This is a genomic window from Rhizobium sp. KNZ2-6A (genome assembly GCF_056755475.1).
Map to the genome: position 1 here is coordinate 1 of NZ_JBNDIC010000021.1, position 23,740 is coordinate 23,740.

Below are 23,740 nucleotides of genomic sequence, written 5' to 3' on the forward strand. Positions count from 1 at the left end.
GGGCGGGCAGGGGCCGAGCCATGTCTTGATTGACAGAAGGGGGACGGCTTTCTCGCTCCTGCATTTTGCTTCGAATTCGGTCCTGAATCGTTCTGTTCAAGTCCGCCGCAGGAAGTCCGCGATCAGGCTCGGGATAGTCTCCGGGGCATCTTCAAAGCAATAATGGCCGACGCCTGGGAGGCGCTCGATGCAGGCCGATGGGAAGAGGGCGGAGAAGAGCGGCAGGAAATGTTCCGCATGCAGTGTCCGGTCCGCCTCTCCCCAAATGGCGAGTGCCGGCTTGCCACGGATGATACGCTCGGCCGCGGGATCGGGCGTTTCGAATTGGTGGGCGCCGGTCGCAAAGCCCTTGGCCCAGCCGCGCGCGCCGAGGCACTCGGCCTCGCTGGCAAAGGGCGCGCCATAAGCTTCGAGCCAGGTGTCGTTGATGACGGCGTTGTTTTCGAAGCCGTTGAGCTTGAGCGTGCTGAGGATGTTGAAGCTGAGATTGTTAAGCACGGGCTCTAGCGTGCCGTCGGCCTCGGCCTTGATGATCCATTGAAACCAGGGTGATTGGGCCGCATTCGCCATGAGCCGATCGACGAGATCAGGCTGGCCGAAGGGTGTCGGCCCGTTTGCCGAGATGATGCGGCGGATGCTGTGAGGGTGGCGGGCGGCAAAGCCCATGCCGACCGGACCGCCGAAATCATGCATGACAAGGGTGATGTCGGTGAAGCCGAGGGCTGCGACGAAGGCTTCGAGATTGGCGATGTGGTCCTGCAGCCAATAACTGCGGCCATCAGGCGTTTCGCTCTTGCCGAAGCCCATATGATCGGGAACGACGACGTGGTGCGTGCGGCTCAGTGTCGAGATGAGATGGCGGAAGAGATAGCCCCAGGTCGGCTCGCCGTGCAGGCAAAGGACGACCTCGCCGTCGCGCGGTCCTTCATCGACGTAATGCATGCGGAAGTCAGGTGCATCGGTGAAATGCGGTGCGAAGGGGAATGTGCCGGCGAATGTTTCATTGGCAGGAATCACGGTTGTTCTCCTAACGTGGTTTTAATTTGAAACCATGATTCCAATATCTCTTGTGGTTTTAGTTTGCAACCGATATATTAAGCTGAGCGTACAGGCGCTTGATTGCGGTCCTGACGGTAGACATGGAAACAGGCGAGGGCACGGCGGCATGGCCAAGAGAGTAAGCCACAGGGATTCCATATGCGGGGTGGCGCGGCCGCTGGATGCGATCGGCGACTGGTGGTCGCTGCTGATCATCCGCGATGCCTTCGATGGCCTCCGCCGGTTCGGCGAGTTTCAGAAGAGCCTCGGGCTTGCTAAGAACATCCTCTCGGCCCGGCTGCGCAATCTCGTCGCTCACGGCATCATGGATACCGTGCCGGCCTGCGATGGCAGCCCCTATCAGGAATATGTGCTGACGCAGAAGGGGCAGGGTCTGTTTCCGCTGCTGGTGGCACTTCGCCAATGGGGCGAGGATTTCTTCTTCGAGCCGGATGAGCCGCATGTGACGCTGGTCGACAGAGCGACGCATATGCCTGTGCGGCGGCTGGAATTGCGGGCGCAGGACGGGCGCATGCTTATGGCGGAGGATACGGTGATCGTGGTGCCGCCGGCTTCGCGGACAATCGAGGGCGAATAAGGCGGAGAGGTAATGCATTCTCCGGCCGGGGCCGTCTCGGCGATCATATCCTCATTTGCCGGCTTCGGCCCCGCCCATCAGCAGCTCCAGGCCGGCTTCGAACAGGCTTCATGGCCGTTGGCGCGGTAAAGCAACAAAGCTTTGGCAAGGTTCGGACGGTTTTTCGCCGCGGCATCGAGCGCTGCGCGGTCCGGCGGATCGGCCGCATCCGCCTGTTCTTCCAGCGCGCACCCCACCACATATCGGCTGATGGCAATCTGCAGCCCCAGGGCCTTTTCTGGATCGAAACCGGCGGCATGAAAAGGAAGCGGGCGGTTAGGCAGCTATATGGCAGCACCATGGTCTAAGATGACCGGCGCAGCCGTTCGGGTGCGATCAGCTGGCGGATTCATCCGGATCGGCGTCCTTGGCCTTGGTGAAGAGGCTCTTCAGCGCACTGGTCTTCGCCTTCGCCGCCTTGTTGGCCTTGATCGCCCGGGTGGCGGCCTTGGCCTGTTCCAGCATCATCTCGATCTGGATCTGCTGGATTTCGGTCAGCCGCTCCCATTGGCGATTGAGGAGATGATCGACCTTTTCATGCAGGTGACGGATTTCCAGTTCGGCCTTCAGGTTGACCTTGTAGTCGTTGAGGGCGCGCAGGCGGTCTTTCTCTTCCTGACGGCGCTGGCTCATCATGATGACGGGGGCCTGCAGCGCGGCGATCGTCGACAGGACGAGGTTGAGCAGGATGAACGGATAGGCATCGAAGGCCTGCTTGTCGCCCATGACGACATTGACCGCCATCCACACGCCCAGAAACAGACAGAAGGAGATGATGAAGACCCAGCTGCCGCCGAAGGAGGCGACGCCATCGGCCATCCTGTCGCCGATGGAGCGGTGGTCTTCATAGTCCTCTTCGATGTTTTCAGCCAGTGTATCATGCGTCTTCAGGCTTTCGACGACTTCGTCCTCGAGGGTGGAAAGCTCACCACGCTCGTCGGTCAAAAGCTCGGCGATATATTGGGCACGATAGTCGTCCATCACCTTGCGGCTGATATAGTCGTCGGCGCGAAGCTCAGGGTGCTTCAGCCGCATGAAATCCGCCAGCGAGGGACGAAGGTCGTCGACATGCACCGCATCTTTTTTCTTCAGCACCTGACCGGTGATGGCGTCGATAAGCTTGACGGACTTGGCCTTCGCCTGGGCGAGGCTCTTCGTATAGTCGTCCATCTCCACCACGGTCGGGGTCTCGCCCTCGCCCGCGTCGAAATCGACTATGCCTTCCGCCGGTTCAAAGGTCTTCGTTTCTGCCATATGAGGGGCCCTTTTGACGTTTTCTCGCTCATCTAACCAATAATGCGAACAGGAATGTGACTGTTGGAAGACCGCCAGAATCGCAGCCGAATGAAACCGTCATCCATTTTCCTGGGCATGTTTAGCGCCATTATCCTAAGTAACGGCAAATGAAATGCGCTGTTCCGGGATCTCTTGGCGTCACGCCGGCTTTTAGGCCCGAAAACAACCGCGCCGCGCGATCTCGTAAATGCTTTCAAAAGCGCCGCGTGTTTCTGCAGAAATTTCTACCGATACAATCAGGTTTTGACTTTCAAGCCCCTTGACCGAGGCCGGCCGACCGCTATTTGCCGCGCTGCAGCAGATATTCGCTGCTGCGAATAAACTTAGAGTTTCAAAGAATTATATCGCATCAACAGGGTGTTGGGCCTGTTGCCACGGGTTTTTGCAAATATGCGGAAAGGATAGCTATGCACAATCCCCCGGCAAGAGACTTGGAGTCCATCGCCCGACAGGGCGGTCGCTTCAAGCGTATGGCTGTCAGGATACCAACTTACCTGACCGATCTCAAAGAAAACCCGGCCTGGTTGCCTATGTTCCTGCTGGCCAGAACCCTACCGTTTCGGCGGATTCATTGGCTTGCAACCAAGCAGGCCGTCAGGCTCCCCGTTTCCGGTGCCTCGATGTTTACTGGTGTCGAGCGCAGTGCCGTCGTCAATGCCTTGCGGACGGATGGTATCTATCCGGGCTTGACGCTGCCGGATCACATCCATCGAGAGATCGCCGAATTCGCCGGAAATACCGGTTGCTACGGCAATTTCAACAGGCAGCTCGAATTCGTCGCCAGCGAGCACGGGCAAGCCGAAGCCCGGTTCGGGCGGCCGATTCTGAGCGGGCACTTCTTCGAACGCTCGCTTGATTGCGATGCCGTCATGGCGGTGCAGCGCGATCCGCTGCTGATCGATGTCGCCCGCCAATATCTCGGCGGGCAGGCCAAGGTGATCACCACCCGCATCTGGTGGAGCTTTCCCACGCAGGCTTCCGAAGCCGACAGGAGCCTCGCCTCGCTCGACAAGTATCACTTCGATCTCGATGATTGGCGGATGCTCAAGTTCTTCTTCAATCTCGTCGATGTGGACGAGGGCACCGGCCCGCACGTCTTCATCAAGGGAAGCCACAAGCGCCGCCGGGTCCGGCATCAGCTGACTTTACTTGTGGGGCATCCGGCAAACGAGGTGCTCGATTATTATGGGCAGGCGAATGCGCTGACGCTGACCGGCAAGGCCGGGTCCGGCTTCGTCGAGGATCCCTTCGGCTTCCATATGGGCACGGTGCCCACGCAGAAGCCGCGCCTGATGATGGAGGTTGGCTTCGGCGTTTCGAAGCCGTCGCAGCGCCGTTTCCATGGGGAGCCGGTCCTGCGATAGGCCTCGTTCGACCATCATGCCAAGGAGCGCCGCCACTACAGCGCCGCGCGTCAAATATGACGCGCAAAAGTCGCTGTAGCACTTTAAATCTGCTGCATAATTTTATTCTTAAATCGATTCCGATTTAAGGAATTATGCAGTAGGCGCTCCCTTCCGTCCCGGCTCAGGACGAGCGGCCAAACCGCCTGGCGATCAGGTGATCGAGCGCGATACGCCCGGGCCCGCCGGCAATGATCACCAGAAAGCAGGTTGCCCAGGTGCCGTGCGTCGGCCAGGCATCGGGATAGACGAAAATCTCGATCACCAGCGTCATGCCGAGCAGGGCCAGCGCCGACAGTCGGCTTGCGAAGCCGATGACGAGCAAAAAGGGAAAGAAATGCTCGCTGAAGGCGGCAATATGGGCGGCGATCCAGGGATCGACCAGCGGCAATTTATACTCCGTCTGGAAGAGATAGATGGCATTGTCGGTGACATGCCAACCTTCCACCTTGGTCTGTCCGGACTGCCAGAAGACGGCGGCGATCGACAGCCGCGCTATGAGCGCTATCAGGTCGTGCGGGATGCGGTCGAGGAGCCTTAGGGCACTATAGAGCCTTTGGGGCATGGTTTCGCGTTCGGCCGGGGCGGCCGTCATCATCTGGTTCTGCATGTCAGTTCCTCTTGGCGTTCAGCGAATGCCCATGAAAGCGCCCGCCGTGAACGCACCGGCGAGGTTGGCGGAAAGATCGAAATCTGCAGCTTCGGCAAGGGCCGCCTCGAAGGCGCTGCCGAGATCGGCGCCGGCAAACAACCGCTCCAGGAAGGTGGCGCCGCCCGGAGGCAGGCGATGCACTTCCACGATCATCTCCGGGCGGACGACGAGAGCATCCTCGCCAGTCCAATCGGCAATGTCTCTGAACTCGATTTCGCCGGTGTTCATCGCCCAGATGGTGGCGGCGGGATGAGCGGAGCGCCTAATGGAGGCGGAAGGATGCGGCACGAAGGCCAGATCCGCAAGGCCCGCCGGCTCGACGGTCGCCAACAAAGCGGCGTCGAGTGGCGTTGCGTCGGCGGCGTGATAGGCGCGACCCCGGGCTGCCTCCAGTCTCATGACGTCGGGCAGATAGGGGATTTTCCGCGCCGGCTCGAAACTCTCGACGAAGTCGGGGAAATCATCGCCATAGGCAAGCAGCAGCGGCGATCGCGGCGGATACAGCCGGATGAATTCATGCGCCATGGCCGCAAAGAATTCTTCGCCGACGATCTTTTCGGCCGCCGGGAAGCGCGAGGCAAGCGCGCCGATCAGGCTGATCGCGACATTGTTGCGATAGACGCCGAAGCGTCGTTCAGGCTTAGGGCCATTCCAGGCCGTCAGCCCCTTGGGCACAGCGAGGTCGGGATCGATGAGGGCTGCTGCGAATTCGCTTTGCGTGCTGAGAGACATAACCCCCTCCTCAGGCTGCCCGGCGCCCGGCGGCGCGTTTCAAAACTCTGTCCGCAGCCTCGGCTTCAGCCCGCAGAACCGACCATTCCGGGACGTCATTGTCCCATTCGACCAGGCTGGCGATTGGCCCGGTACGGCCGATAAGCTCTTCGTAAAGCGCCCAGACCGGATCCTTCACCGGCGTATCGTGGCTGTCGATCAGGAGCAGCGCGCCTGAATCGTCGGTGGTCTCCGAATGGCCGCTCAGATGGATCTCGCGCACCCATTGCACCGGGAAGCGCTCGAGATAGGCCCGCGCGTCCATGTGGTGGTTGGTGGCGGCGACGAAGACATTGTTGACGTCGAGCAGCAGGCCGCAGCCGGTGCGGCGGGCGACGTCGGCCAGAAATTCCGTTTCCTCGATCGTGCTTTCCTCGAAGAGCAGGTAGGTAGCCGGATTCTCCAGCAGCATCTGCCGGCCGAGCAATGCCTGAACCTGATCGATATGGTCGCAGACCTGCGCCAGCGTCGCCTCGGTATAGGGCAGCGGCAGCAGATCGTTGAGAAAGGTCGTGTCGTGGGTCGACCAGGCGAGGTGCTCCGAAAAACTCTCCGGCTCGTAGCGATCGCAGACGATCTTCAAGCGGGCAAGATGTTCGGTATCCAAGGGCTGCATCGAGCCGATGGAAAGGCCGACACCATGGATGGACAAGGCATAGTCCCGGCGCAGCCGGCCGAGCTGGGCATGCGGTGGGCCACCGGCGCCCATGTAGTTTTCGGCATGAATCTCGAAGAAGCCGATCGGCTGCCTTTCGGCATCGATCGCGGCGAAATGTTCCGGCTTGAAGCCGACACCGGCGCGGCGGGGAAGTTCTGACGATTTCATTGCAGCCTCCGTTTGCATTTGCCTGATGTTGGAGGAAGGGCGGCGCGCAGAATATGCGCCGCCCCGCATCGTGGCGTTTGGTCAGACGGGCGCCGGACCCTGCATCAAAGTGCCGTGACCGTTCGGCGTCTTCATCGTCTCGCAGGTGCCGGCGGGAACCAGCTTCCACGAATTGCGCTGGTAATCGACCTTCGATGTTCCGGCGCAGGTCGTGCCGGGGCCGGCGGCGCAATCGTTCTGGCCCTTGAGGGCGACGCCGTAGCATTTTTCCTTGGCGTCGGCCGCAGAGGCGGTGGTTGCGCCGGCCGCCAGCGTCACGGCGGTGGCAACCGATGCGGCCAAGGCGAATGCGGACATCTTGCTCATGACATGCTCCTTACAAAAGGGGATTGGCTGGTGATCGGCTTCGGATCAGGCCGGGGTCAGCGAGCCATGGCCCTTCGGCGTTTTCATGGAGGTGCAGGTGCCCGTGGGAACGAGCTTGAAGGACATCTTGTCGTAGCTCATGGTCGATTTGCCGGCGCAATCGTGCTTGCCGGCGGCGCAATCGTTCTGACCCTTGAGGGCGACGCCATAGCATTTTTCCTTGGAGTCGGCCGCCGATGCCGGGACAGCGATGGATGCAAGCGCCGAGGCGATCGAGCCGGCGATGGCCAGGGTGATGATGCTGTTCTTCATGGATCTGTCTCCTTGATGGATGCGAGCCGCCATTGGCTTGCATCGAGGTCTACGGAGCATCCGGGCTGGATGTTACAGCCATATCGGAATTTTTTTGAGATGGCGGCCGTCATACTGCGCCGGCTAGCTGCGAGGGCCGGGCTTATGTGCGGCCTATAGTGGTGAGCCTGGTGCCGGGCATCGACGAAAGGCGCGGGAGTTCAACAATTCCTGATGGAAACAAAAGGGCTTGAAAAATAAGTGCCGTTGCCGGTAACGAAAGCCTGCGGTTCCGCGTAGAGGAGATGTCGGATGAATCATTCGGCGCGCGAAGAGGAATGGGCAGTCTGGATGCGCGCCGCCATCAGCGGCGATGCGCAGGCCTACCATCGTTTCCTGTCCTCGGTGACGCCGCATCTGCGGGCCATGGCGAAAAGGCGCTGCGATCACCTCGGCGCGCCGGCGAGCGAGGCCGAGGATGTGGTTCAGGAAGTGCTGCTGGCTGTCCATCTCAAGCGCGGAACCTGGGATTCGTCTCGCCCGATCGGGCCTTGGCTGTCGACGATCGTGCGCAACAAGCTGATCGACAGCCTGAGGCGGCGTGGACGACATATGAGCGTACCGATCGACGATGTGATCGATTTTCTGCAGGCGGAAGAGCATGCCGACGCCTTGGATCGGTTCGATGTCGATCGTATGCTGGAGCAGTTGAAGGATCCGCAGAAAACCATCGTGCGCTCGATTTCCGTCGAGGGAACCAGCGTGCGGGAAACGGCGGACCGGCTGAAAATGACGGAAGGGGCGGTGCGCGTGGCGCTGCATCGCGCGCTGAAGGCGCTTGCGGCCCTCTATCGGAGTGAAACCAGTGAAAACCGATGACCTCATCAATCTTCTGGCGCAGGACGCGCCGGTCCGCACGCGGATCGGCAAGGCCCTGACCATGGCGGTCGTCGCGGGCATTCTGATCAGCGGCGGCATTTTCTTTGCGATGATCGGCTTTCGGGCGGACATAGACAGCGCGATGCAGACCATCCGCTTCCTGTTCAAATTCGTGGTGACCATTGCGCTCGCCGTGACGGCCTGCGCCGTCGTCTTCCGCATCGGCCGGCCGGGCGTGCCGCTGCGCGTCTGGGGCTGGGCGCTGCTGGCGGCACCGCTCCTGTTGCTTGCCGCCGCCGCCGCCGAAATGGCCGTCATGCCGGCCGACAGCTGGAGTGCACGCATGATCGGGCACAATGCCCGCTTCTGCCTGACCCTTATTCCACTGCTATCGATCGGCCCGCTTGGCTGTTTCCTTTTTGCCCTACGTTATAGCGCGCCGGAAAAGCCGGGGGCTGCAGGCGCCGTCGCCGGGCTCGCCGCCAGCGGCATCGCCGCGACCTTCTACGCCTCCAACTGCACGGACGACAGCCCGCTTTTCGTGCTGCTCTGGTACCCGATCGCAATCGCCATGGTGACGGCTGTCGGATATATCATCGGCAAACGGCTCCTGCGCTGGTGAAAACGATCCCGTCGACCTGAACGACAAGCGAAGGCCTCTCTCTGATCGGCCTTCCGGAGCGGTGGTGAGGTTCGGAATATCCGCTGCAACACCGGGATTCGAGACCGTTATCACTTGCCGCCCCGATCCTCCAAAAAATTGCACTCGCCGGCGTTAAAGTGTTTGCATCCGCGGAAAATTCGATTATAGAGGCCATGCTTTCCCCGCGGGACATAAAATGTTCGGCGGTCGTTGGGGAATAGTTCAATGGTAGAACGACGGACTCTGACTCCGTTAATCTTGGTTCGAGTCCAGGTTCCCCAGCCAATTCTCTATAAATTCCCTTAATTCCTTGATTTCCAGTCGCGCCGGATATCGGTTTGGCATCATTGGCGATTTGATGCCCAGAACTGTAGCCCACAGGTGATGCCCACGGTTTTGATATCGGACGCATCGGTGGCAAAGCGGAGACTATCAATATTCTCCCCAAACCATGCGTCTGTTCGAGCGATTTGCGGTTTTGGCCAACGCGCGCTCCTTGCACCCTTTCGATTGGAAAAGGTTCTATTTATTTGTTCGAAAGAGCCGACAGGAGGCTCCTGAAAGAGTTCTCGGCTTGGTGTTAATCAAAAGAGGTTTTCCGTGGAGAGGGCTCGGATGCTCACCTAGCTTTGTCATCACCTGTTCAAGAAGCTAAGGCGTAGCAATCGGCGATAGGGCGCCCGCCGTTTCGATAATCCCGTTTCCGCCCCATCGACAGCGATCGGAGCGCGCCTGACATCAATCGTCGTGAAATGCTCGTAGAGGCTGGGCAGATCGCCCACGTGGATGCGAAACTGCCCCCGACGCCTCGCGCGGCACCTCCGATCATCAGTATTCGCAAGACTGAGACTGGGATCGTAAGAAATTCTGCCGGCTGCGAGCATGTTCAGGAACAGGCGGAAATCGGTACCTTCGCCGATCTGAACAAGATGACCATAGTGGAAGGTGCGGCAATCATGCCAGCCGCCGCTCACATAGGGCACATAGGCCGCAAAGGCGTGCTTATGGCCCCAGTGCTCCGCCAGCTTTGCAAAGTGCCAGATTGCTGCCGGAAAACCGTCATCTGCCGACAAAACCAACATGCCCAGCGGATCGAACGAACGGGCGTTACACCGACAATTCCGAATAAGATGCAACGTCAGCCCGGTCTTCGCATTCCGCCGTCCGACGAAATGATCGGTATAGAGATTGAGTTTGCCCGGATAACCGTCCAGCGCGGCGTAACCAAAGCGCCGGATAAAGGCTTCCAGCCCCTCTTCGCGATAGAAGCCGCCGGTCGGCCCGACGGACAGAAGACTAAGGAGCGCATTGCCGGGTCTGGAAAAGTCCTGGACTCTATGCGCCTTGACCTCCCAGCCCTCGAAATCTGGGGCGGGTCGCCCATTGGGACGTATGCGCAGCAAGGCTTCGAGCGTATACCCGCCGGCGTTCGTTCCACGGTGATGGATCACTTGCCCATCGTTCCCCAGCCGCATTCCTTTGACCGAACCAAGCCGGTGGATACGATGCAGTTCGCCGAATAGTTTCTCGGAAAGGACTTCGTCGATTGTCCGCGATCTCGAATCACTCAGCCCTGCGTGCAATGCGAAGGGAGAGGAAACGTAATGCGATTGGTCTATCGTAAGGGCGAGCATAGAAGCAACCTAGCCCATCGCGACAATGGTGATCAAGAACATAATAAGAACAAAATGGATATCATTATGACCACTCGATCAAGCGGTTTGAGAACTCGCAGAGTCCGGCAGGCCTACAACGAGGCTACCCCACGACCTGGCGAAGTGCACGGTCGACCCGGTTGGGGATGGGCAAGCGAGTTCGGCGAGCGGTGATCTATCAGGAGATAAAGGATCAAAGGGCAGCATTCCCTCCAAGCCCCTGTTATCCAGGTGACGCAGCCGATGCTTTTCGATACAGGAGCGACATGCGCGTTCTCCATTTTTTCAAAACCTATTGGCCTGATACGTTCGGTGGCGTGGAGCGGACGATCCATGCGATTGCCAAAGGGGTGGCTAAATACGGCATCGAATCCGATGTCCTTTCGCTCAGTGAAAAGCCCGCCGAAAACAGCCGCGAATTTGATGGGCATATGGCGCATAAGGCCAAGCTCGATTTCGAATTTGCGTCCACGGGATTTTCGCGCGAGGTATTTGGGCGTTTCCGCGAGCTCAGCGGCAAGGCCGATCTCATCCACTATCATTTTCCCTGGCCGGTGATGGATATCGTCCATCTTGCCACGCACACCGGCAAGCCGACGGTCGTCACCTATCACTCCGATATTGTGAAGCAGAAGGTTTTGCTGCAGTTCTATAAGCCCTTGATGTCTCGCTTCCTGGGCAGCGTTGATCGCATCGTTGCGACCTCGCCCAACTATCTTCAGTCGAGCGATGTGTTGAGAAGGTTCCGAGAGAAGACCACGGTCATTCCGCTAGGCTTGGATGAGGCTGATTACCCCAAGCCCGACGAGGCGGTGCGCATGCGGTGGCGCAATCGTTTTCCCGGCCGCTTTTTCCTGTTTGTTGGTGTTTTGAGGTATTACAAAGGCATTCATATTTTGGTGGAAGCGGCCCAAAGGAATGGCCTGAGCGTCATCGTCGTCGGCAACGGGCCGATGGAGGCGGAATTGAAGCAAGCCGCGCAGGGCGCCGACAATGTCCATTTCGTAGGAGCCTTACCGGATCAGGACAAGATTGCCCTCCTCGAACTCTGCGAGGCCCTCGTCTTCCCATCTCCCCTTCGCTCGGAGGCCTTCGGATTGTCGTTGGTCGAGGCGGCGATGTTCGGCAAACCCATGATTTCATGCGAAATCGGCACTGGAACGAGCTTTGTCAATTTAAACAACGAGACGGGCCTGGTTGTCCCACCCAATGATGTCGATGCTCTATCGGATGCCATGCAGCGCCTATCAGGGGATGCGGGAAAAGCCGCCGCCATGGGTGCTGCCGCCCGTGACCGCTATCTCGCGCATTTTACGGCGGCAAGAATGTGTGAGGGTTATCATCGTCTTTATGATGAGCTGACGGCGGGACGATCGATCATAAGAGAAACGGTTTGATGCCATGTCTCCAAATTCATCAAGGTAACACGATGTGATCGAGCACAAAGGGCCGATTGCTGGCTTGCGTGCGCAAGTTATTATTGACGCTCGCCATGAGGGAAGTTGTTGCGGCTCGTTGTCATCGGCAGCTATAGAGGTTAAATGGCGCATAAATGAGCGCCTCTATGGGCGCGGTGATCAAACGCGATGAGAACGGAGATTGATGTGGCGAAGAAAGCACTGGTAACGGGGATCACGGGTCAGGATGGCGCCTATCTGGCGGAGCTTCTGCTGCAAAATGGCTATGAGGTTTATGGCCTTGCCCGCCGCTCGAGCACGTCGGACGTCAACCTCAGCCGCCTGCAATGGCTCGGCATCGAAGGCCAGGTTCGGATCGTCGATGGCGACCTGATGGATCTTTCCGGTCTTGTGCGCACGCTCAAGGAGGTGAGGCCGCATGAGGTTTACAATCTCGGGGCGCAGTCCTTCGTCAAGTCTTCGTGGCAGCAGCCCTATCTGACCGGCCAGGTTACGGCTCTGGGCGTAACGAATATTCTGGAGGCGCTTCGCCTCGAGCAGCCGGAGGCGCGTTTCTACCAGGCATCCTCCTCGGAAATGTACGGTCTCATCCAGGAGCCGATGCAATCCGAGCAGACGCCGTTCTATCCGCGCTCGCCCTATGCGGTCGCCAAGCTTTACGGTCATTGGATCACGGTCAATTATCGCGAGAGCTTCGGCCTTCATGCCTCGAGCGGCATTCTCTTCAATCATGAATCGCCGCTGCGCGGTATCGAGTTCGTCACGCGCAAGGTGACGGATGCCGTTGCCCGCATCAAGCTTGGTTTGGCAAAAGAGCTTCGGCTCGGCAATATCGATGCCAAGCGGGACTGGGGGCATTCGAAGGATTACGTTCGCGCCATGTGGCTGATGCTGCAGCAGGACGTTGCCGATGATTATGTGATTGCGACCGGCCGCACGACGACCGTCCGCGACATGTGCGCCATCGCCTTCCAGCATGCTGGCCTGACGATGGAGGACCACCTGGTCATCGATCCGGAACTCTTCCGCCCGGCGGAAGTGGATGTGCTGCTCGGCAATCCGGAAAAGGCCCGCAAGACATTCGGCTGGGAGCCGAAAATCAGCCTGGAGGAGATGATTGTCGAGATGGTCGATGCCGATCTGAAGCGGTTGCGCAAATAGGCCCGAGCGAGTAGCGGGGCGCCCATGCCGAGGGAACATCGTATTCTTGTGACAGGTGCCAGCGGCTTCGTCGGCTCATGGCTGTTGCGTGAGCTTGAGAGCCGGGGGCTGGACCATGGTCTGCAGCTGAGCGTGCTGACCGCCGGTCAAAGCGATGCATCCGGCTGGAAGACGGAGATCACCGATCGGGAGCAGGTGGCGAGCCTGGTGCGGGAGTGCCGGCCCACGGCCATCGTGCATCTGGCTGCGATCGCGGCGCCTGGGGATGCGCGCAAGCTGCCGCAGCGGGCCTGGGACGTGAACCTCCAAGGCACGATGAACCTTGCCTATGCCGCGATGGAATTTGCACCCGAGGCAAGGTTCATCTTCGTCGGCAGTTCCGAAGCGTACGGAGCATCGTTTCTGGACGCGGCAGGAGAGCCGATAAGAGAAGACGCTGCCCTGAAGCCGATGAACGTCTATGGCGCGACGAAGGCTGCGGCCGACGTGCTGGTCGGCCAGCTTGCCTATGATGGATTGAAGTCGATCCGGTTTCGTCCGTTCAATCATACCGGGCCCGGCCAGGCGGTGGATTATGTGGTGCCTGCTTTTGCCAGGCAACTTGCCGAGATTGCCGCGGGCCAGACCTCGCCTCGCATCAGCGTCGGAAATCTCTCTGCTTTCCGGGACTTTCTGGACGTTCGTGATGTGGTGCGCGCCTATGCGGAGGCCGCTCTGGGGGACAGGGCTTGCGATGCGTTCGGCAAGGTCTTCAATCTGTCCTCCGGTCGTTCCGTGCAGATCCAGTCGATACTGGACATGCTGATCGAATTGTCCGGAGCGGCTGTCGAAATCGAGGTCGACCCGAAGCGGCTGCGCGGGCCGGAAATCCCCATCGCCGCCGGCGACAACAGGGCTGCTTTCAATGCTTTCGGCTGGAAGCCGGGCATAGAGTTACGCCAAACGCTCGCCGACGTGCTCCAGGATTGGAAAATCCGGATCGCGGGCTGACATCGTCGAGTGATGCGAGGCTGGGCGGATCCAATCGGAATAATGATGCCGAGCTGCTACCCTAAGAAGGCTCATATTTGTGAACAGCAATAAGCATTCGATCGAACACGAGCCGGCGGAGCAGGACCTCATTCGTCTCCTCGAGCAGAAGGACGATCAGATACGCGATCTGGAAGAGGCAGTCTGGGACGCGGACGGTCGAGAGCGTGTGCTGCGTCAGCGGCTTGATCAAATACACAATAGTTTCTCGTGGCGGCTTACGCGTCCAGTTCGAGCTGCAAGTCGACAGCTATCCGCAATCAAAGGGTTACCAAGCCGAATCGTTGCAATTTTTTTAGCGGGATTCCTGCGCTGGCTTTCCGCCAGGCCGCAGTTGAAGGACGCCTGCCTGCGATGGGCGCAACGTTTCCCGATGCTGAAAGGAAGACTTGCTGCAATTGCCAGGGCTCAGGGCTATGGTGTTCCAACGCTCGATTTTTCGGACGATCATCAGGAGGGGCGATGGTTTATCGATGCACCGAAGGCGGCAGTGACCCGATGGAATACCCTGCTTCAACACAGCTCAAAATCGAAGTGAAAGACGATCATTGATGCGATTGTGGATCGATGGCCAGTGTTTCCAGACAGCAAGCAAATGGCGTGGAATTGGGCGTTATGTGCAGGAGTGGCTTCTGGGAATTATCGACAATCACCCGGATGTAGAACTTCTTGTTTCACTCAACGCCGGAATGCCGCGGGACGCGCTTGCGGCGCGCGATCATCTTCAGCAATGGATAAAGCCGGCCAATATTTTCATGTGGCACGGGGTTGCCGAAGGTGGGGAGGGGGTCGACGGATATTCCGAGAGGCGACGGCTCAGTGAAACCACGCTTGCATATCATGTTGCCTGCCTCAATCCGGATATAGCGGTCTCCGCAAGTCCGTTCGAAGGTATGAGGGATGGGGCGGTTCCGCTTGTTCCCAATGATATTTCGTCAGTTCCCGTTGCATCCATCTTCTACGACGCGATTCCGTATCGCTATCCCGAGCAGTATCTTCAGACGCCCGCTACTCGCGCCTGCTATACGCGGCGCCTTGGCCTCTATGCAAAATTCGATCTCAATCTGTGCATTTCGGACTATTCGCGGCGTGAATGCATCGAGATTTCGAAGAATACTCATGCAATCAATATGCTTGCCGGGATATCGAAAGATTTCAAAGATGCGATCGATCACCCGGAGCTGAGGCCGCCGCGCCCGACGCCGAAACGCTTTATCCTCTATGTCGGCGGGTTGGATTGGCGAAAGAATGTGGAGTCTGCAATTGCAGCATTCGCGCAACTGCCCGAAGATTTGCGGGTGCAATACAGTTTCGTCCTTGCTGGCGATCATCCGAAATCGCTTCTGAGAGAAGAGGAGGAGCGCTGGCGCAAGCTGGGACTTCCACCACAGGACTTCGTGGCACTCGGTCACGTCACGGACGCCCAACTCGTTGCTCTCTACAAAGAGGCGGATCTGGCAATTCAACCTTCTCTACTGGAAGGTTTCGGCCTGACCGCGCTCGAAGCCATGACCTGTGGCACACCGGTGATCGCCTCAAATACCGGTGCTCTTCCGGAGGTGATTGGAGATCGCGAATTTCTTTTCAACCCTGCCGATGTTGCGGACATTGCACGAGTTATGCGTCGAGCGTTGAGCGATCACGAGGCGACAAAGATCGCGGCTGCAAGGCAACGGAGCCGTGCCTCCGACTTCAGTTGGGCCAAGACCGCAGCCATTGCTGTCTCCGCTCTAAAGGATCTTGTCGGCAAGACAGCAGCTTCGGGTGGAGTAAACTCGCAGGCGGCGATTGAAAAAGCTGTTTTGCAAGAAGTGGAAAGCATCAGCCTTCCGCGCGATTTTATCTCGGAAGTGTTGGCTCGCGCGGAGATTCCGAGCTCAGGAAAACCTCGCCTTATCGTGGATGCGACTTCGACATATCGCGTCGATCACAAGACCGGGATTCAGCGGGTCGTCAAGAACATATGTGCAAACCTGCCGTCAGAGCGCGTGGTCGACGGTCAAGACGTGGAGCTCGTCGTCGCCTATAGCGATTCGCTCGACGGATGGTTCGGCATCCCCAAGACGCTGGAAAAGGCCAAGGATGCAAATGCATTTAGCGAGGATGCCCGCCTGCAATTTCGCGCAGAAGACCGCATCCTGATGCTCGATAGCTCCTGGGAGTTCTTCAAGCATCACTATAAAACATTGCATGCCGCACGATTAGAGGGCGTGACCATTGTCTCTTGTCTATATGACACGGTTCCGCTGAGATTTCCCAGCTTCTGCGATCCCGGAATGTCCCCGACATTCTCGGCATGGTTTCAGGCGGCGCTTGCATACTCGAACGCATTTATCTGTATATCGAAAGCCGTTGCCGACGAGCTGATCACGATATTGGAAGGCATTCGCTTTCCACGTGAAATGAAGATTGGCTATTGGCATCTTGGCGCAGATTTCGGCCAGGCTATCGTCCGCGCAAATATTGCCGAGGAGGGGGCGCAGGATAAGCGGCGCAATTTCCTGATGGTTGGAACGCTCGAGCCGCGCAAGGGATATACGCTTGCCCTGGATGCGCTTGAAAGATTGTGGGACGAGGGGCGAGATGTCGGGCTGACGATCGTGGGGAAGCCGGGATGGGGCGTTGAGCATCTGATCCGTCGCATCAAGCAACATCGCGAATACGGCAAGCGTCTCTTTTGGCTCAATGGTATCTCGGACGAAAAGCTCCAGCAGACCTATACAGAGAGTGACGCCCTGATTGCGGCCTCCTATGCCGAAGGTTTCGGTCTTCCGATCGTGGAAGCGGCACACTTCGGAAAGGCCGTGATCGCAAGCGATATTCCTGTTTTTCGCGAAGTGACTGCGAGCGGCCAGAATTGCCGGTTTTTCATAAGCGGCTCCTCGGAGTCTCTCGCTACGGCGATACGCTCATTTCTTGATGTCGACCCCGCATCGTTCGAGCCGGCCATGAACCAGGGGATAAGCTGGAAGGAAAGCGCCGAGGAACTGCAGCGAATAGTGCTCACGGATGACTGGTATCGGATCTATGTGCCGGGGGGGAAGAAGGCCTATGTGCCGATTACCGATATGGGCGATATCAAAATGGTGGGTCCGCTTGTTCGTGGAGACACCCGGCACAAGATCGAGTTGATTGAAGGGCCGATCGCTGCGGACAACAGGACGCTCAAATATATCGTCCGTGTTGCAAACCTCTCGCCGAAGCCATGGGCCAGTACCGGAACCGCTGGTGACGCGTTTGGGATTGCGGCGAGCTATCGTGTCTTGTCAGCCGACGGCGGTATCACCTACCCGGAGAATGACCGCGCCCGCATTCCATTTGTCCTACCGCCGGGGGACAGCCTTTATCTTGCGATCGAGATTCCATCAGAGTTCAAGCGAAAGGGTGCTGCCTTCGCCGAGATAGGCCTGTTCCAGGAATCGGTTGGCTGGTGGAGCAATCCACTGCGGGTTCCGCTGTGATGACAATAATCGAAACATTCGTCGATCGAGGGGTAGCCTCCGCATGAAGATCGGTATCGATGCGCGTAATTTGACGACGAGCATGACCGGAATTGGCCGCTATGTGCTGGAAATGAGCCGACATCTCGCGCTTCGTGGCCACCAGCTTTACCTTTATTTTCCGCAGTCCCCTCACGGGGATGTAAAGGACCTGCCGCCGGCGCAGCTACGGGTCGCTCGGTTCCCGGGCGGCGGCGCAAAGCGTATGATCTGGGCTCAGACCGAGCTTCCGCGTTGCGCCGCGCAGGATGGTCTCGATGTTTTCTGGGGGCCGGCGCATCGTCTGCCATCCTTTCTTGATCGCCGAATTGCCCGCGTAGTCACGATTCACGACCTCGTCTGGAAAGACATGGCGGCAACGATGCGGTGGCAGACGCGCATGGGTGATCGCTGGTTGATGAAGCCGGGAATCGCCGTTGCGGACGAGGTCGTTGCCGTTTCCGAGGCGACGGCCAATGTGTTAAAGGACCAATTTCCGGGATGGGCTGAAAAACTGAATGTCATTTATCCCGGTTTGACGGTCATCCAGGAAGCGGTGCAGCCAAAGCCTCTGGCGTCATTTGGGATTGATCGCTCCTATATTCTTTTCGTCGGAACGCTCGAGCCGCGCAAAAATCTGTTGCGGCTGCTGGAGGCTTATGCCTTGCTGCCGGAGGCGATACGACGGGAATTGCTGCTTGTGCTCGCGGGTGGCCAAGGTTGGAGACTTGGCGATCTTGATGAGCATATCGCAAGCCTTCATCTTCAGTCATCCGTTCGGCTGACCGGTTATGTGTCGGATGCCGATTTGGCGCAGCTCTATGGCCAGGCGCGTTTCCTGGCTATGCCGTCGCTTTACGAAGGCTTCGGATTTCCCATTATCGAAGCCAACGCGATGGGCATACCTGTGTTGACATCAAACAGGTCTTCCATGCCCGAGGTTGCCGGGGCAGCGGGTGTACTCGTCGATCCCGACGATGTGCAATCGATTTGCAGGGGCCTAGAGAGCCTCGCGGCCGACAATGCGCTTTATGAGCGCCTTGCCGGAGAGGCGAAATCTAACGCCAGCCGATTTGATTGGACGGAAAGTGCGCACCGGCTAGAGCAGGTTTTCGAAACCGCGATTGCCAAGCGCCGCCATGGTGTCCGTTAAGGCTGAATGGTCAAACGGCTGCGGCTGCTTTCCGCTGCACCGCCACCGTCCCCGCCGCCAAATACTCCCCCTTCAGCCGCATGTGGCACCAGCAGGCAAAGGCCGAGGAGGCGAAGGCGAGGCCTTCGCCGATCGCCAGGCGATTGTTGGAGTTGCTGAGCAGGGTCAGCGAGAAGAAGAAGAGGCAGGCGATATAGGCGTGCCATGCGGCGCGCGGGATGATGCCGGCCTTGCGGGCGCGCCAGACGGCGCGGATGAAGACACCGAGCATGAAGGCCATCACGGCGGCGCCGAAGAGGCCGTAGCGCACCAGGATCTCCAGATAGCCATTGTGCAGCAAGGTGTACTGGATATGCGAGTAGCGCGTCTCGGCCCAGCGCTCCAGCCAGCGGTTGCCCCAGCCGAAGAACGGCGCGGAGGAGAAGACTTCCCAGCTGTTGGACCAGAGCTGCAGGCGCTCGTCCATCGATACGGGTGTATCGGTGGAGCTGATCGCACTCGAAACCACGCCGCTCATTTCATGGCCGTCGGCCATATTTTCCACCATGGAAATGGCGGCCGACACGGTCGGTCCAGCCGTCTTGTCGAGATTGTGCCGCACGCCGTAGATGCCGGCGACCAACAGCGCCGCCACGGCGATGACAATGACGACGCCGCTCTTCAAGCGCAGATAGGTCAGCGCAAGGAGCGCCAGGATAGGCAGGGTTACGCCGAGCGCGAGCCAGACGCCTTTCGATTTGGCACCGTAGATGGCGATGAAACAAAGCGCGAAGATGAAGGGCGAAACCATATAGGCAAAGCGCGCGATCCGGCGGTCGCTGGATTTTTCCGTGAGATAATGCAGCAGCCAGAACAGCGTGAAGATCACGATCATGCCGCAGGCGACGGCGCCGTGGATCTGATTGTTCATGATCAGCGGGCGCACGGTTTCGCCGGCGAAGACCTCGCGCAGATGCTGTGTTGCCACAAGCATGATGAGGACCATGGCGAAATAAGCCGCGACGATCTTTTCCATCAGCTCTTCATAGAGCAGGAAGGCGACGCCCATGATGGGAAAGAAGAAGGGGAAGGCATAGAGCCAATCCGAGGCACCGATATCGTGCTGCGGCGTCAGCCAAAAGGTAATGGCGAAACGGGCCATGACATAGAAGGCCCAGCCCATGCAGAGCCAGCCGATCCAGTCCGTGCGCGGCCGTATCGGCGCTCTCAGGTAATAAAAGAGAGCGATCAGGGACAGGAGCGCGGTGGCATAGCGGTAGGCATCGCTTTCGACGACGGTCGGGGAGGCGACGAGAAGCCAGAGAAGGCCGCCAATGACCGCTACCGGTTTTGCCATGCTGCTGGCAGCTTTAGTGATGCCGATCGGCTCTGCTGCAAGATCAGCATGGGGGTTGTTCATGCGCGAGTCGTCCAAGGTCGTCCGCCTTCGTCCAGAATTGGTTCATCATCCGGCATTTCTCGCTCCCATGACGGCCACTATGGTCGCAAAGGGGCAGGAATACGGCAATTTTCCCATGCCGGTGCGTCAATGATGTCGATTTCGCCGGATGCTTGTTAATGGGCAACTCCGTCGCGTCGAACTACTTTCAACGCTGTCAGGAAAATGATCTTGAGATCGAAAAGAAAGGAGCGCCGGCGCAGATAGTCTTCGTCCAGCGCCACCTTTTCGGGGATCGGCAGTTCGTCGCGGCCGTTGATCTGCGCCCAGCCGGTCAAACCCGGCAGAAGCGCGTCGACGCCGCGTTCGGTGCGCAGGGCGACGAGGTCGTGTTGATTGAAAAGGGCGGGGCGCGGGCCGACGACGCTCATCTCCCCTTTGAGGATGCACCAGAGCTGCGGCAGCTCGTCGAGGCTCGATTTGCGCAGGAAGGAGCCGATCGGCGTCAGATAGATATTGGCGTCCTTCAGGAGGTGGGTTGCGACCGCGGGCGTTTCGGTGCGCATGCTGCGGAATTTCGGCATGCGGAAGATCCTGTTCTTCCGGCCGACCCGATCCGACCAATAGAGGATCGGGCCTCGCGACGTCAGCCGTACGGCGACGGCGACAATGAGGATCGGAATGAAAAAGACGATGGTCGCGGCAAGAGCGGCGAGAAAATCGAAAAGGCGCTTGGCGATCGTGTAAAACATCATCTCTTGCTGTTGCATCGACGCCGGTTGGGGCGGCGATGAAGGTCGTCATTGTCCTGTGCATCTCATATCGCGAATTTAAGCACAACTGGCCTCGGCCAAGATTCCCCGCCCTTGTTCCACGTGGATATCCCGTGCAAAGCATGTCGGCGGTAATGATGGCGCGAAAAGTAGAGGCGGTGGACGCATGATCCTGGTGACAGGTGCGACGGGTTTTGTCGGGCAGGCCTTGTGTGCCGAGCTTTCCCGCCGGCAGATGGACTATCGGCCGGTCAGCCGTTCTCCCCGGCCGGGGCTTGTCGCTATCGGCACAATCGGCGGGGAGACGGATTGGTCGGCCGCCCTTACCGGCGTCGATATCGTCATGCATCTGGCGGCGCGCGTTCACGTGATGAACGAAAATGCCGCCGATCCGCTGGCCGCATTCCGTGCCGTCAATGTCGATGCGACGGTCAATCTGGCGCGGCAGGCCGCAAGCGCCGGCGTCAAGCGCTTCATTTTCCTGAGCTCGGTCAAGGTCAATGGCGAGGGAACGGCGGAGGGAAGCCCGTTCAAGGCCTCGGACGCGCCGCATCCGGAGGATGCCTATGGCCGCTCCAAGCTGGAGGCGGAGGAGGCCTTGCTTGCGATATCAGCGGAGACCGGCATGGAGATCGTCATCATCCGGCCGCCGCTCGTCTACGGTCCCGGCGTCAAGGCGAATTTCGCAACTCTGATGACATGGGCCGCGCGGCCGTTTCCGTGGCCATTCGGCGCGGTTCGGAATCGCAGGTCTCTCGTCTTCGTCGGTAATCTCGTCGATTTCATGCTGCTTTGCGCCCGCCATCCGTCCGCCGGCAATCGCGTATTTCTCATCAGCGACGGCGAGGATCTTTCGATCGGTCAGCTGATCGAGAGATTGTCCGAGGCTTCGGGGCGAAAGGCTCTGATGCTGCCGGTGCCACCGGCCGTGCTGGAAGGGCTTGCAGCCCTTCTCGGCCGCAGGGCGGCTGCGCAACGGCTGCTGGGTTCGCTGCAGGTCGATATCGGCGAGACGAGAGCGATCACCGGCTGGTCGCCGCCCTATTCCGTCGAAGAGGGGCTGGCGGCAACGGCCGCGGCTGGCGGAGCGAAGGCACGCTGATTTGGCTTGGGAGCCTTAAAGGCTCCAGACCGAATGGCCTGCCAGCCGGGGATTGGTCCGATCGAGGGCGGCCTTTACATCGACTACCACGCCGTTTTCGCTCAGCAGGTTCAGGATCTCGGAGGTGCCGTCGGCCAAATAGGATTTGTGGGGGACGGCCAGCACGAGAGCATCGAGCTCGCCGAAGTCCTTCAGTTCCCTCAGGCGTATGCCATATTCCTCTTCCGCTTCCGCATGGCTCGCCATCGGATCGTGCACCAGCGGCTCGAGACCGAACTGGTGCAGTTCGCTTATAATGTCGGGCACGCGGCTGTTGCGCAGGTCGGGGACGTTTTCCTTGAAGGTCAGGCCGAAGATGCCGATCCGGGCATCATTGATCGGCTTTTTCGCCTTAACCAGCATCTTGATGAGCTTCTGGGCGATGAAGGCGCCCATGCCGTCGTTGATGCGGCGGCCGGAAAGAATGACCTCTGGGTGATAGCCGAGCTCTTCCGCCTTGGCCGTCAGGTAATAGGGATCGACGCCGATGCAGTGGCCGCCCACCAAGCCGGGGGTGAAGGGCAGGAAGTTCCATTTCGTCCGGGCCGCCTTCAGCACGTCGGCCGTGCGGATATCCATCTTCTCGAAAATGATCGAAAGCTCGTTCATCAGCGCGATATTGACGTCGCGCTGGGTATTCTCGATCACCTTGGCGGCCTCGGCCACTTTGATGCTGGGGGCGCGATGGATGCCGGCCTTCACCACGGCGCCGTAGATGGCGGCGATTCGTTCAAGCGTTTCCTCGTCATCGCCGGCAACGACCTTCACAATGCGTTCGAAGGTGTGTTCCTTGTCGCCGGGGTTGATGCGCTCCGGCGAATAGCCGAGATGGAAGTCTTCGCCCTGCCGCAGGCCGGAAACCTCCGCCAGCACCGGGCCGCAAACCTCTTCGGTGACGCCGGGGTAAACGGTCGATTCGTAGACGACGACCGAACCTTCGCGCAAAACCTCGGCCACCGTGCGGGAGGCCGAAATCATCGGCCGCAGGTCCGGCTGCCGGTTACCGTCGATCGGCGTCGGTACGGCGACGATGAAGATATGCCGATCCTTGAGGTCTTCAATGTCGCTGCTGATGCGCAGCCCGCTCGACCTCAGCCGCTCGGCCGAAACCTCGCGCGTATCGTCCTCCCCAGCCTTCAGTGCCGTGACGCGGGAGGCCTTGATATCGAAACCGACCACATCATGGAATTTTTCGGCGAGCGCGATCGCGACGGGCAGGCCCACATAACCCAGGCCGATGACGGCAATTTTTTCGTTCAACACAGCATACCTCGAACAATCCACCTGAATTAGCCCAAATCCGAAGCCGATGTCAGCGGGAATATTCGCCTTCAGGATCATTTCAGGTGCGGGTCGCATGAATGTGATGACCAGCCAATGGCTTTGCAACGGGCACGGGCGGCCATCGAAACTTTCAGGCTTCAACCCCATTTACTAGGGTGAGACCTAATTTCTTGGAAAGCGCGGTTCGCAATGCGAAACAGCTATCTCAAACAACTCCGCACCCAGCGCGAGCAGCTCGAAGCCAGGCTTGAGCTGCATATTGCGCGCTATTGTTTCGGCGATGGCGAGGTGGACGACGGCACTGAGTCTGAGCTCCGGCAAAGGATTTCGGAAATCTCGGACGAAATCGCCAATCTCGAGGGCGAGCGCGGCGAGTAGAAGCGTAGGTGTGCGAAAACCTCAGCACCTCCGTCCATTCCTGATCTGCCGAACTTGCGCCTTTCTCCAGCCTTGCAAGTCGGTTACAG

At 59.1% G+C, this 23,740-nt stretch carries 25 protein-coding genes and 1 tRNA gene; 15 read left to right on the plus strand and 11 right to left on the minus strand.

The window, feature by feature from the left end; translation table 11 throughout:
* Positions 1 to 96: 96 nt before the first annotated feature.
* On the minus strand, positions 97 to 1,017 hold the full coding sequence (locus tag ACPYOP_RS16015) for an alpha/beta fold hydrolase (RefSeq protein WP_481411350.1): 921 nt from the start codon (positions 1,015 to 1,017) through the stop codon (positions 97 to 99).
* Between the two features lie 148 nt (positions 1,018 to 1,165).
* Here ACPYOP_RS16015 and ACPYOP_RS16020 point away from each other — a divergent pair, with 148 nt between their 5' ends.
* Together ACPYOP_RS16020 and ACPYOP_RS16025 are read left to right on the plus strand one after the other, a co-directional pair.
* Positions 1,166 to 1,636, plus strand: a complete 471-nt coding sequence (locus ACPYOP_RS16020; RefSeq protein WP_481411351.1) for a winged helix-turn-helix transcriptional regulator — start codon at positions 1,166 to 1,168, stop codon at positions 1,634 to 1,636.
* A 110-nt stretch (positions 1,637 to 1,746) separates the two neighbouring features.
* On the plus strand, positions 1,747 to 1,983 hold the full coding sequence (locus tag ACPYOP_RS16025; protein WP_481411352.1) for a hypothetical protein: 237 nt from the start codon (positions 1,747 to 1,749) through the stop codon (positions 1,981 to 1,983).
* Between the two features lie 28 nt (positions 1,984 to 2,011).
* Here ACPYOP_RS16025 and ACPYOP_RS16030 read toward each other — a convergent pair whose 3' ends face one another.
* Positions 2,012 to 2,929 (minus strand): DUF1003 domain-containing protein, encoded by a 918-nt coding sequence (locus ACPYOP_RS16030; RefSeq protein WP_481411353.1) that lies wholly within the window; start codon positions 2,927 to 2,929, stop codon positions 2,012 to 2,014.
* 449 nt (positions 2,930 to 3,378) lie between these two features.
* Between ACPYOP_RS16030 and ACPYOP_RS16035 the strand changes: the two genes are divergently transcribed.
* Entirely contained in the window at positions 3,379 to 4,335 is a 957-nt protein-coding gene (locus ACPYOP_RS16035) for a phytanoyl-CoA dioxygenase family protein (protein WP_481411354.1), read from the plus strand.
* Positions 4,336 to 4,498: 163 nt separating this feature from the next.
* Here the strand turns inward: ACPYOP_RS16035 and ACPYOP_RS16040 are convergent, their stop codons facing one another.
* From ACPYOP_RS16040 to ACPYOP_RS16060, 5 genes are all read right to left on the minus strand, one after another.
* Complete coding sequence (locus ACPYOP_RS16040; RefSeq protein ID WP_481411355.1) at positions 4,499 to 4,984, minus strand: DoxX family protein; 486 nt, start codon at positions 4,982 to 4,984, stop codon at positions 4,499 to 4,501.
* Between the two features lie 18 nt (positions 4,985 to 5,002).
* Positions 5,003 to 5,758, minus strand: coding sequence for an HvfC/BufC N-terminal domain-containing protein (locus ACPYOP_RS16045; protein WP_481411356.1), 756 nt, complete (start codon positions 5,756 to 5,758; stop codon positions 5,003 to 5,005).
* A 10-nt stretch (positions 5,759 to 5,768) separates the two neighbouring features.
* Positions 5,769 to 6,623 carry an MNIO family bufferin maturase gene (gene bufB, locus ACPYOP_RS16050; RefSeq protein WP_481411357.1) on the minus strand — a complete coding sequence of 285 codons (855 nt, stop codon included), beginning with the start codon at positions 6,621 to 6,623 and terminating at the stop codon, positions 5,769 to 5,771.
* Between the two features lie 81 nt (positions 6,624 to 6,704).
* Positions 6,705 to 6,989 carry a BufA1 family periplasmic bufferin-type metallophore gene (locus ACPYOP_RS16055; RefSeq protein ID WP_481411358.1) on the minus strand — a complete coding sequence of 95 codons (285 nt, stop codon included), beginning with the start codon at positions 6,987 to 6,989 and terminating at the stop codon, positions 6,705 to 6,707.
* Between the two features lie 45 nt (positions 6,990 to 7,034).
* Positions 7,035 to 7,301, minus strand: coding sequence for a BufA1 family periplasmic bufferin-type metallophore (locus ACPYOP_RS16060; RefSeq protein WP_112341693.1), 267 nt, complete (start codon positions 7,299 to 7,301; stop codon positions 7,035 to 7,037).
* Positions 7,302 to 7,592: 291 nt separating this feature from the next.
* Between ACPYOP_RS16060 and ACPYOP_RS16065 the strand changes: the two genes are divergently transcribed.
* The 3 genes from ACPYOP_RS16065 (at position 7,593) to ACPYOP_RS16075 (ending at position 9,087) form a co-directional block, all read left to right on the plus strand.
* Positions 7,593 to 8,159, plus strand: coding sequence for a sigma-70 family RNA polymerase sigma factor (locus ACPYOP_RS16065; RefSeq protein ID WP_481411359.1), 567 nt, complete (start codon positions 7,593 to 7,595; stop codon positions 8,157 to 8,159).
* Positions 8,146 to 8,781 (plus strand): NrsF family protein, encoded by a 636-nt coding sequence (locus ACPYOP_RS16070; RefSeq protein WP_481411360.1) that lies wholly within the window; start codon positions 8,146 to 8,148, stop codon positions 8,779 to 8,781. Before ACPYOP_RS16065 ends, ACPYOP_RS16070 begins: the two co-directional genes overlap by 14 nt.
* A 232-nt stretch (positions 8,782 to 9,013) precedes the next feature.
* Positions 9,014 to 9,087 (plus strand) — tRNA-Gln (locus ACPYOP_RS16075).
* A 350-nt stretch (positions 9,088 to 9,437) separates the two neighbouring features.
* Here ACPYOP_RS16075 and ACPYOP_RS16080 read toward each other — a convergent pair.
* Entirely contained in the window at positions 9,438 to 10,385 is a 948-nt protein-coding gene (locus ACPYOP_RS16080) for an MvaI/BcnI family restriction endonuclease (RefSeq protein ID WP_481411361.1), read from the minus strand.
* 338 nt (positions 10,386 to 10,723) lie between these two features.
* Between ACPYOP_RS16080 and ACPYOP_RS16085 the strand changes: the two genes are divergently transcribed.
* The 6 genes from ACPYOP_RS16085 (at position 10,724) to ACPYOP_RS16110 (ending at position 18,697) form a co-directional block, all read left to right on the plus strand.
* Positions 10,724 to 11,854, plus strand: coding sequence for a glycosyltransferase family 4 protein (locus ACPYOP_RS16085; RefSeq protein WP_481411362.1), 1,131 nt, complete (start codon positions 10,724 to 10,726; stop codon positions 11,852 to 11,854).
* A gap of 189 nt (positions 11,855 to 12,043) precedes the next feature.
* A complete protein-coding gene (gene gmd / locus ACPYOP_RS16090; RefSeq protein ID WP_481411363.1) occupies positions 12,044 to 13,036 on the plus strand; it encodes a GDP-mannose 4,6-dehydratase in 993 nt (330 codons plus the stop codon).
* Positions 13,037 to 13,060: 24 nt separating this feature from the next.
* Positions 13,061 to 14,026, plus strand: coding sequence for a GDP-mannose 4,6-dehydratase (locus tag ACPYOP_RS16095; RefSeq protein WP_481411364.1), 966 nt, complete (start codon positions 13,061 to 13,063; stop codon positions 14,024 to 14,026).
* A 79-nt stretch (positions 14,027 to 14,105) separates the two neighbouring features.
* A complete protein-coding gene (locus tag ACPYOP_RS16100) occupies positions 14,106 to 14,603 on the plus strand; it encodes a hypothetical protein (RefSeq protein ID WP_481411365.1) in 498 nt (165 codons plus the stop codon).
* A 13-nt stretch (positions 14,604 to 14,616) separates the two neighbouring features.
* The gene (locus tag ACPYOP_RS16105) at positions 14,617 to 17,526 is read left to right on the plus strand and encodes a glycosyltransferase family 4 protein (protein WP_481411366.1); all 2,910 of its coding nucleotides are present in this window, start codon (positions 14,617 to 14,619) and stop codon (positions 17,524 to 17,526) included.
* Positions 17,527 to 17,569: 43 nt separating this feature from the next.
* Positions 17,570 to 18,697, plus strand: coding sequence for a glycosyltransferase family 4 protein (locus ACPYOP_RS16110; RefSeq protein WP_481411367.1), 1,128 nt, complete (start codon positions 17,570 to 17,572; stop codon positions 18,695 to 18,697).
* Positions 18,698 to 18,707: 10 nt separating this feature from the next.
* Here ACPYOP_RS16110 and ACPYOP_RS16115 read toward each other — a convergent pair whose 3' ends face one another.
* Entirely contained in the window at positions 18,708 to 20,033 is a 1,326-nt protein-coding gene (locus ACPYOP_RS16115; protein WP_481411368.1) for an O-antigen ligase family protein, read from the minus strand.
* On the opposite strand from ACPYOP_RS16115, the gene ACPYOP_RS16120 reads away from it, so the two are divergent.
* Entirely contained in the window at positions 20,011 to 20,229 is a 219-nt protein-coding gene (locus tag ACPYOP_RS16120; RefSeq protein ID WP_481411369.1) for a hypothetical protein, read from the plus strand. The genes ACPYOP_RS16115 and ACPYOP_RS16120 overlap by 23 nt on opposite strands.
* Before the next feature lie 22 nt (positions 20,230 to 20,251).
* Here the strand turns inward: ACPYOP_RS16120 and ACPYOP_RS16125 are convergent, their stop codons facing one another.
* Positions 20,252 to 20,827: a sugar transferase gene (locus tag ACPYOP_RS16125; protein WP_481411370.1), complete on the minus strand. Its 576-nt coding sequence runs from the start codon at positions 20,825 to 20,827 to the stop codon at positions 20,252 to 20,254.
* A gap of 187 nt (positions 20,828 to 21,014) precedes the next feature.
* On the opposite strand from ACPYOP_RS16125, the gene ACPYOP_RS16130 reads away from it, so the two are divergent.
* Entirely contained in the window at positions 21,015 to 21,950 is a 936-nt protein-coding gene (locus ACPYOP_RS16130; RefSeq protein WP_481411371.1) for a UDP-glucose 4-epimerase family protein, read from the plus strand.
* A gap of 15 nt (positions 21,951 to 21,965) precedes the next feature.
* Here the strand turns inward: ACPYOP_RS16130 and ACPYOP_RS16135 are convergent, their stop codons facing one another.
* Complete coding sequence (locus ACPYOP_RS16135) at positions 21,966 to 23,252, minus strand: nucleotide sugar dehydrogenase (RefSeq protein WP_481411372.1); 1,287 nt, start codon at positions 23,250 to 23,252, stop codon at positions 21,966 to 21,968.
* A 210-nt stretch (positions 23,253 to 23,462) separates the two neighbouring features.
* On the opposite strand from ACPYOP_RS16135, the gene ACPYOP_RS16140 reads away from it, so the two are divergent.
* Positions 23,463 to 23,651 carry a hypothetical protein gene (locus ACPYOP_RS16140; protein ID WP_481411373.1) on the plus strand — a complete coding sequence of 63 codons (189 nt, stop codon included), beginning with the start codon at positions 23,463 to 23,465 and terminating at the stop codon, positions 23,649 to 23,651.
* Positions 23,652 to 23,740 lie beyond the last annotated feature (89 nt).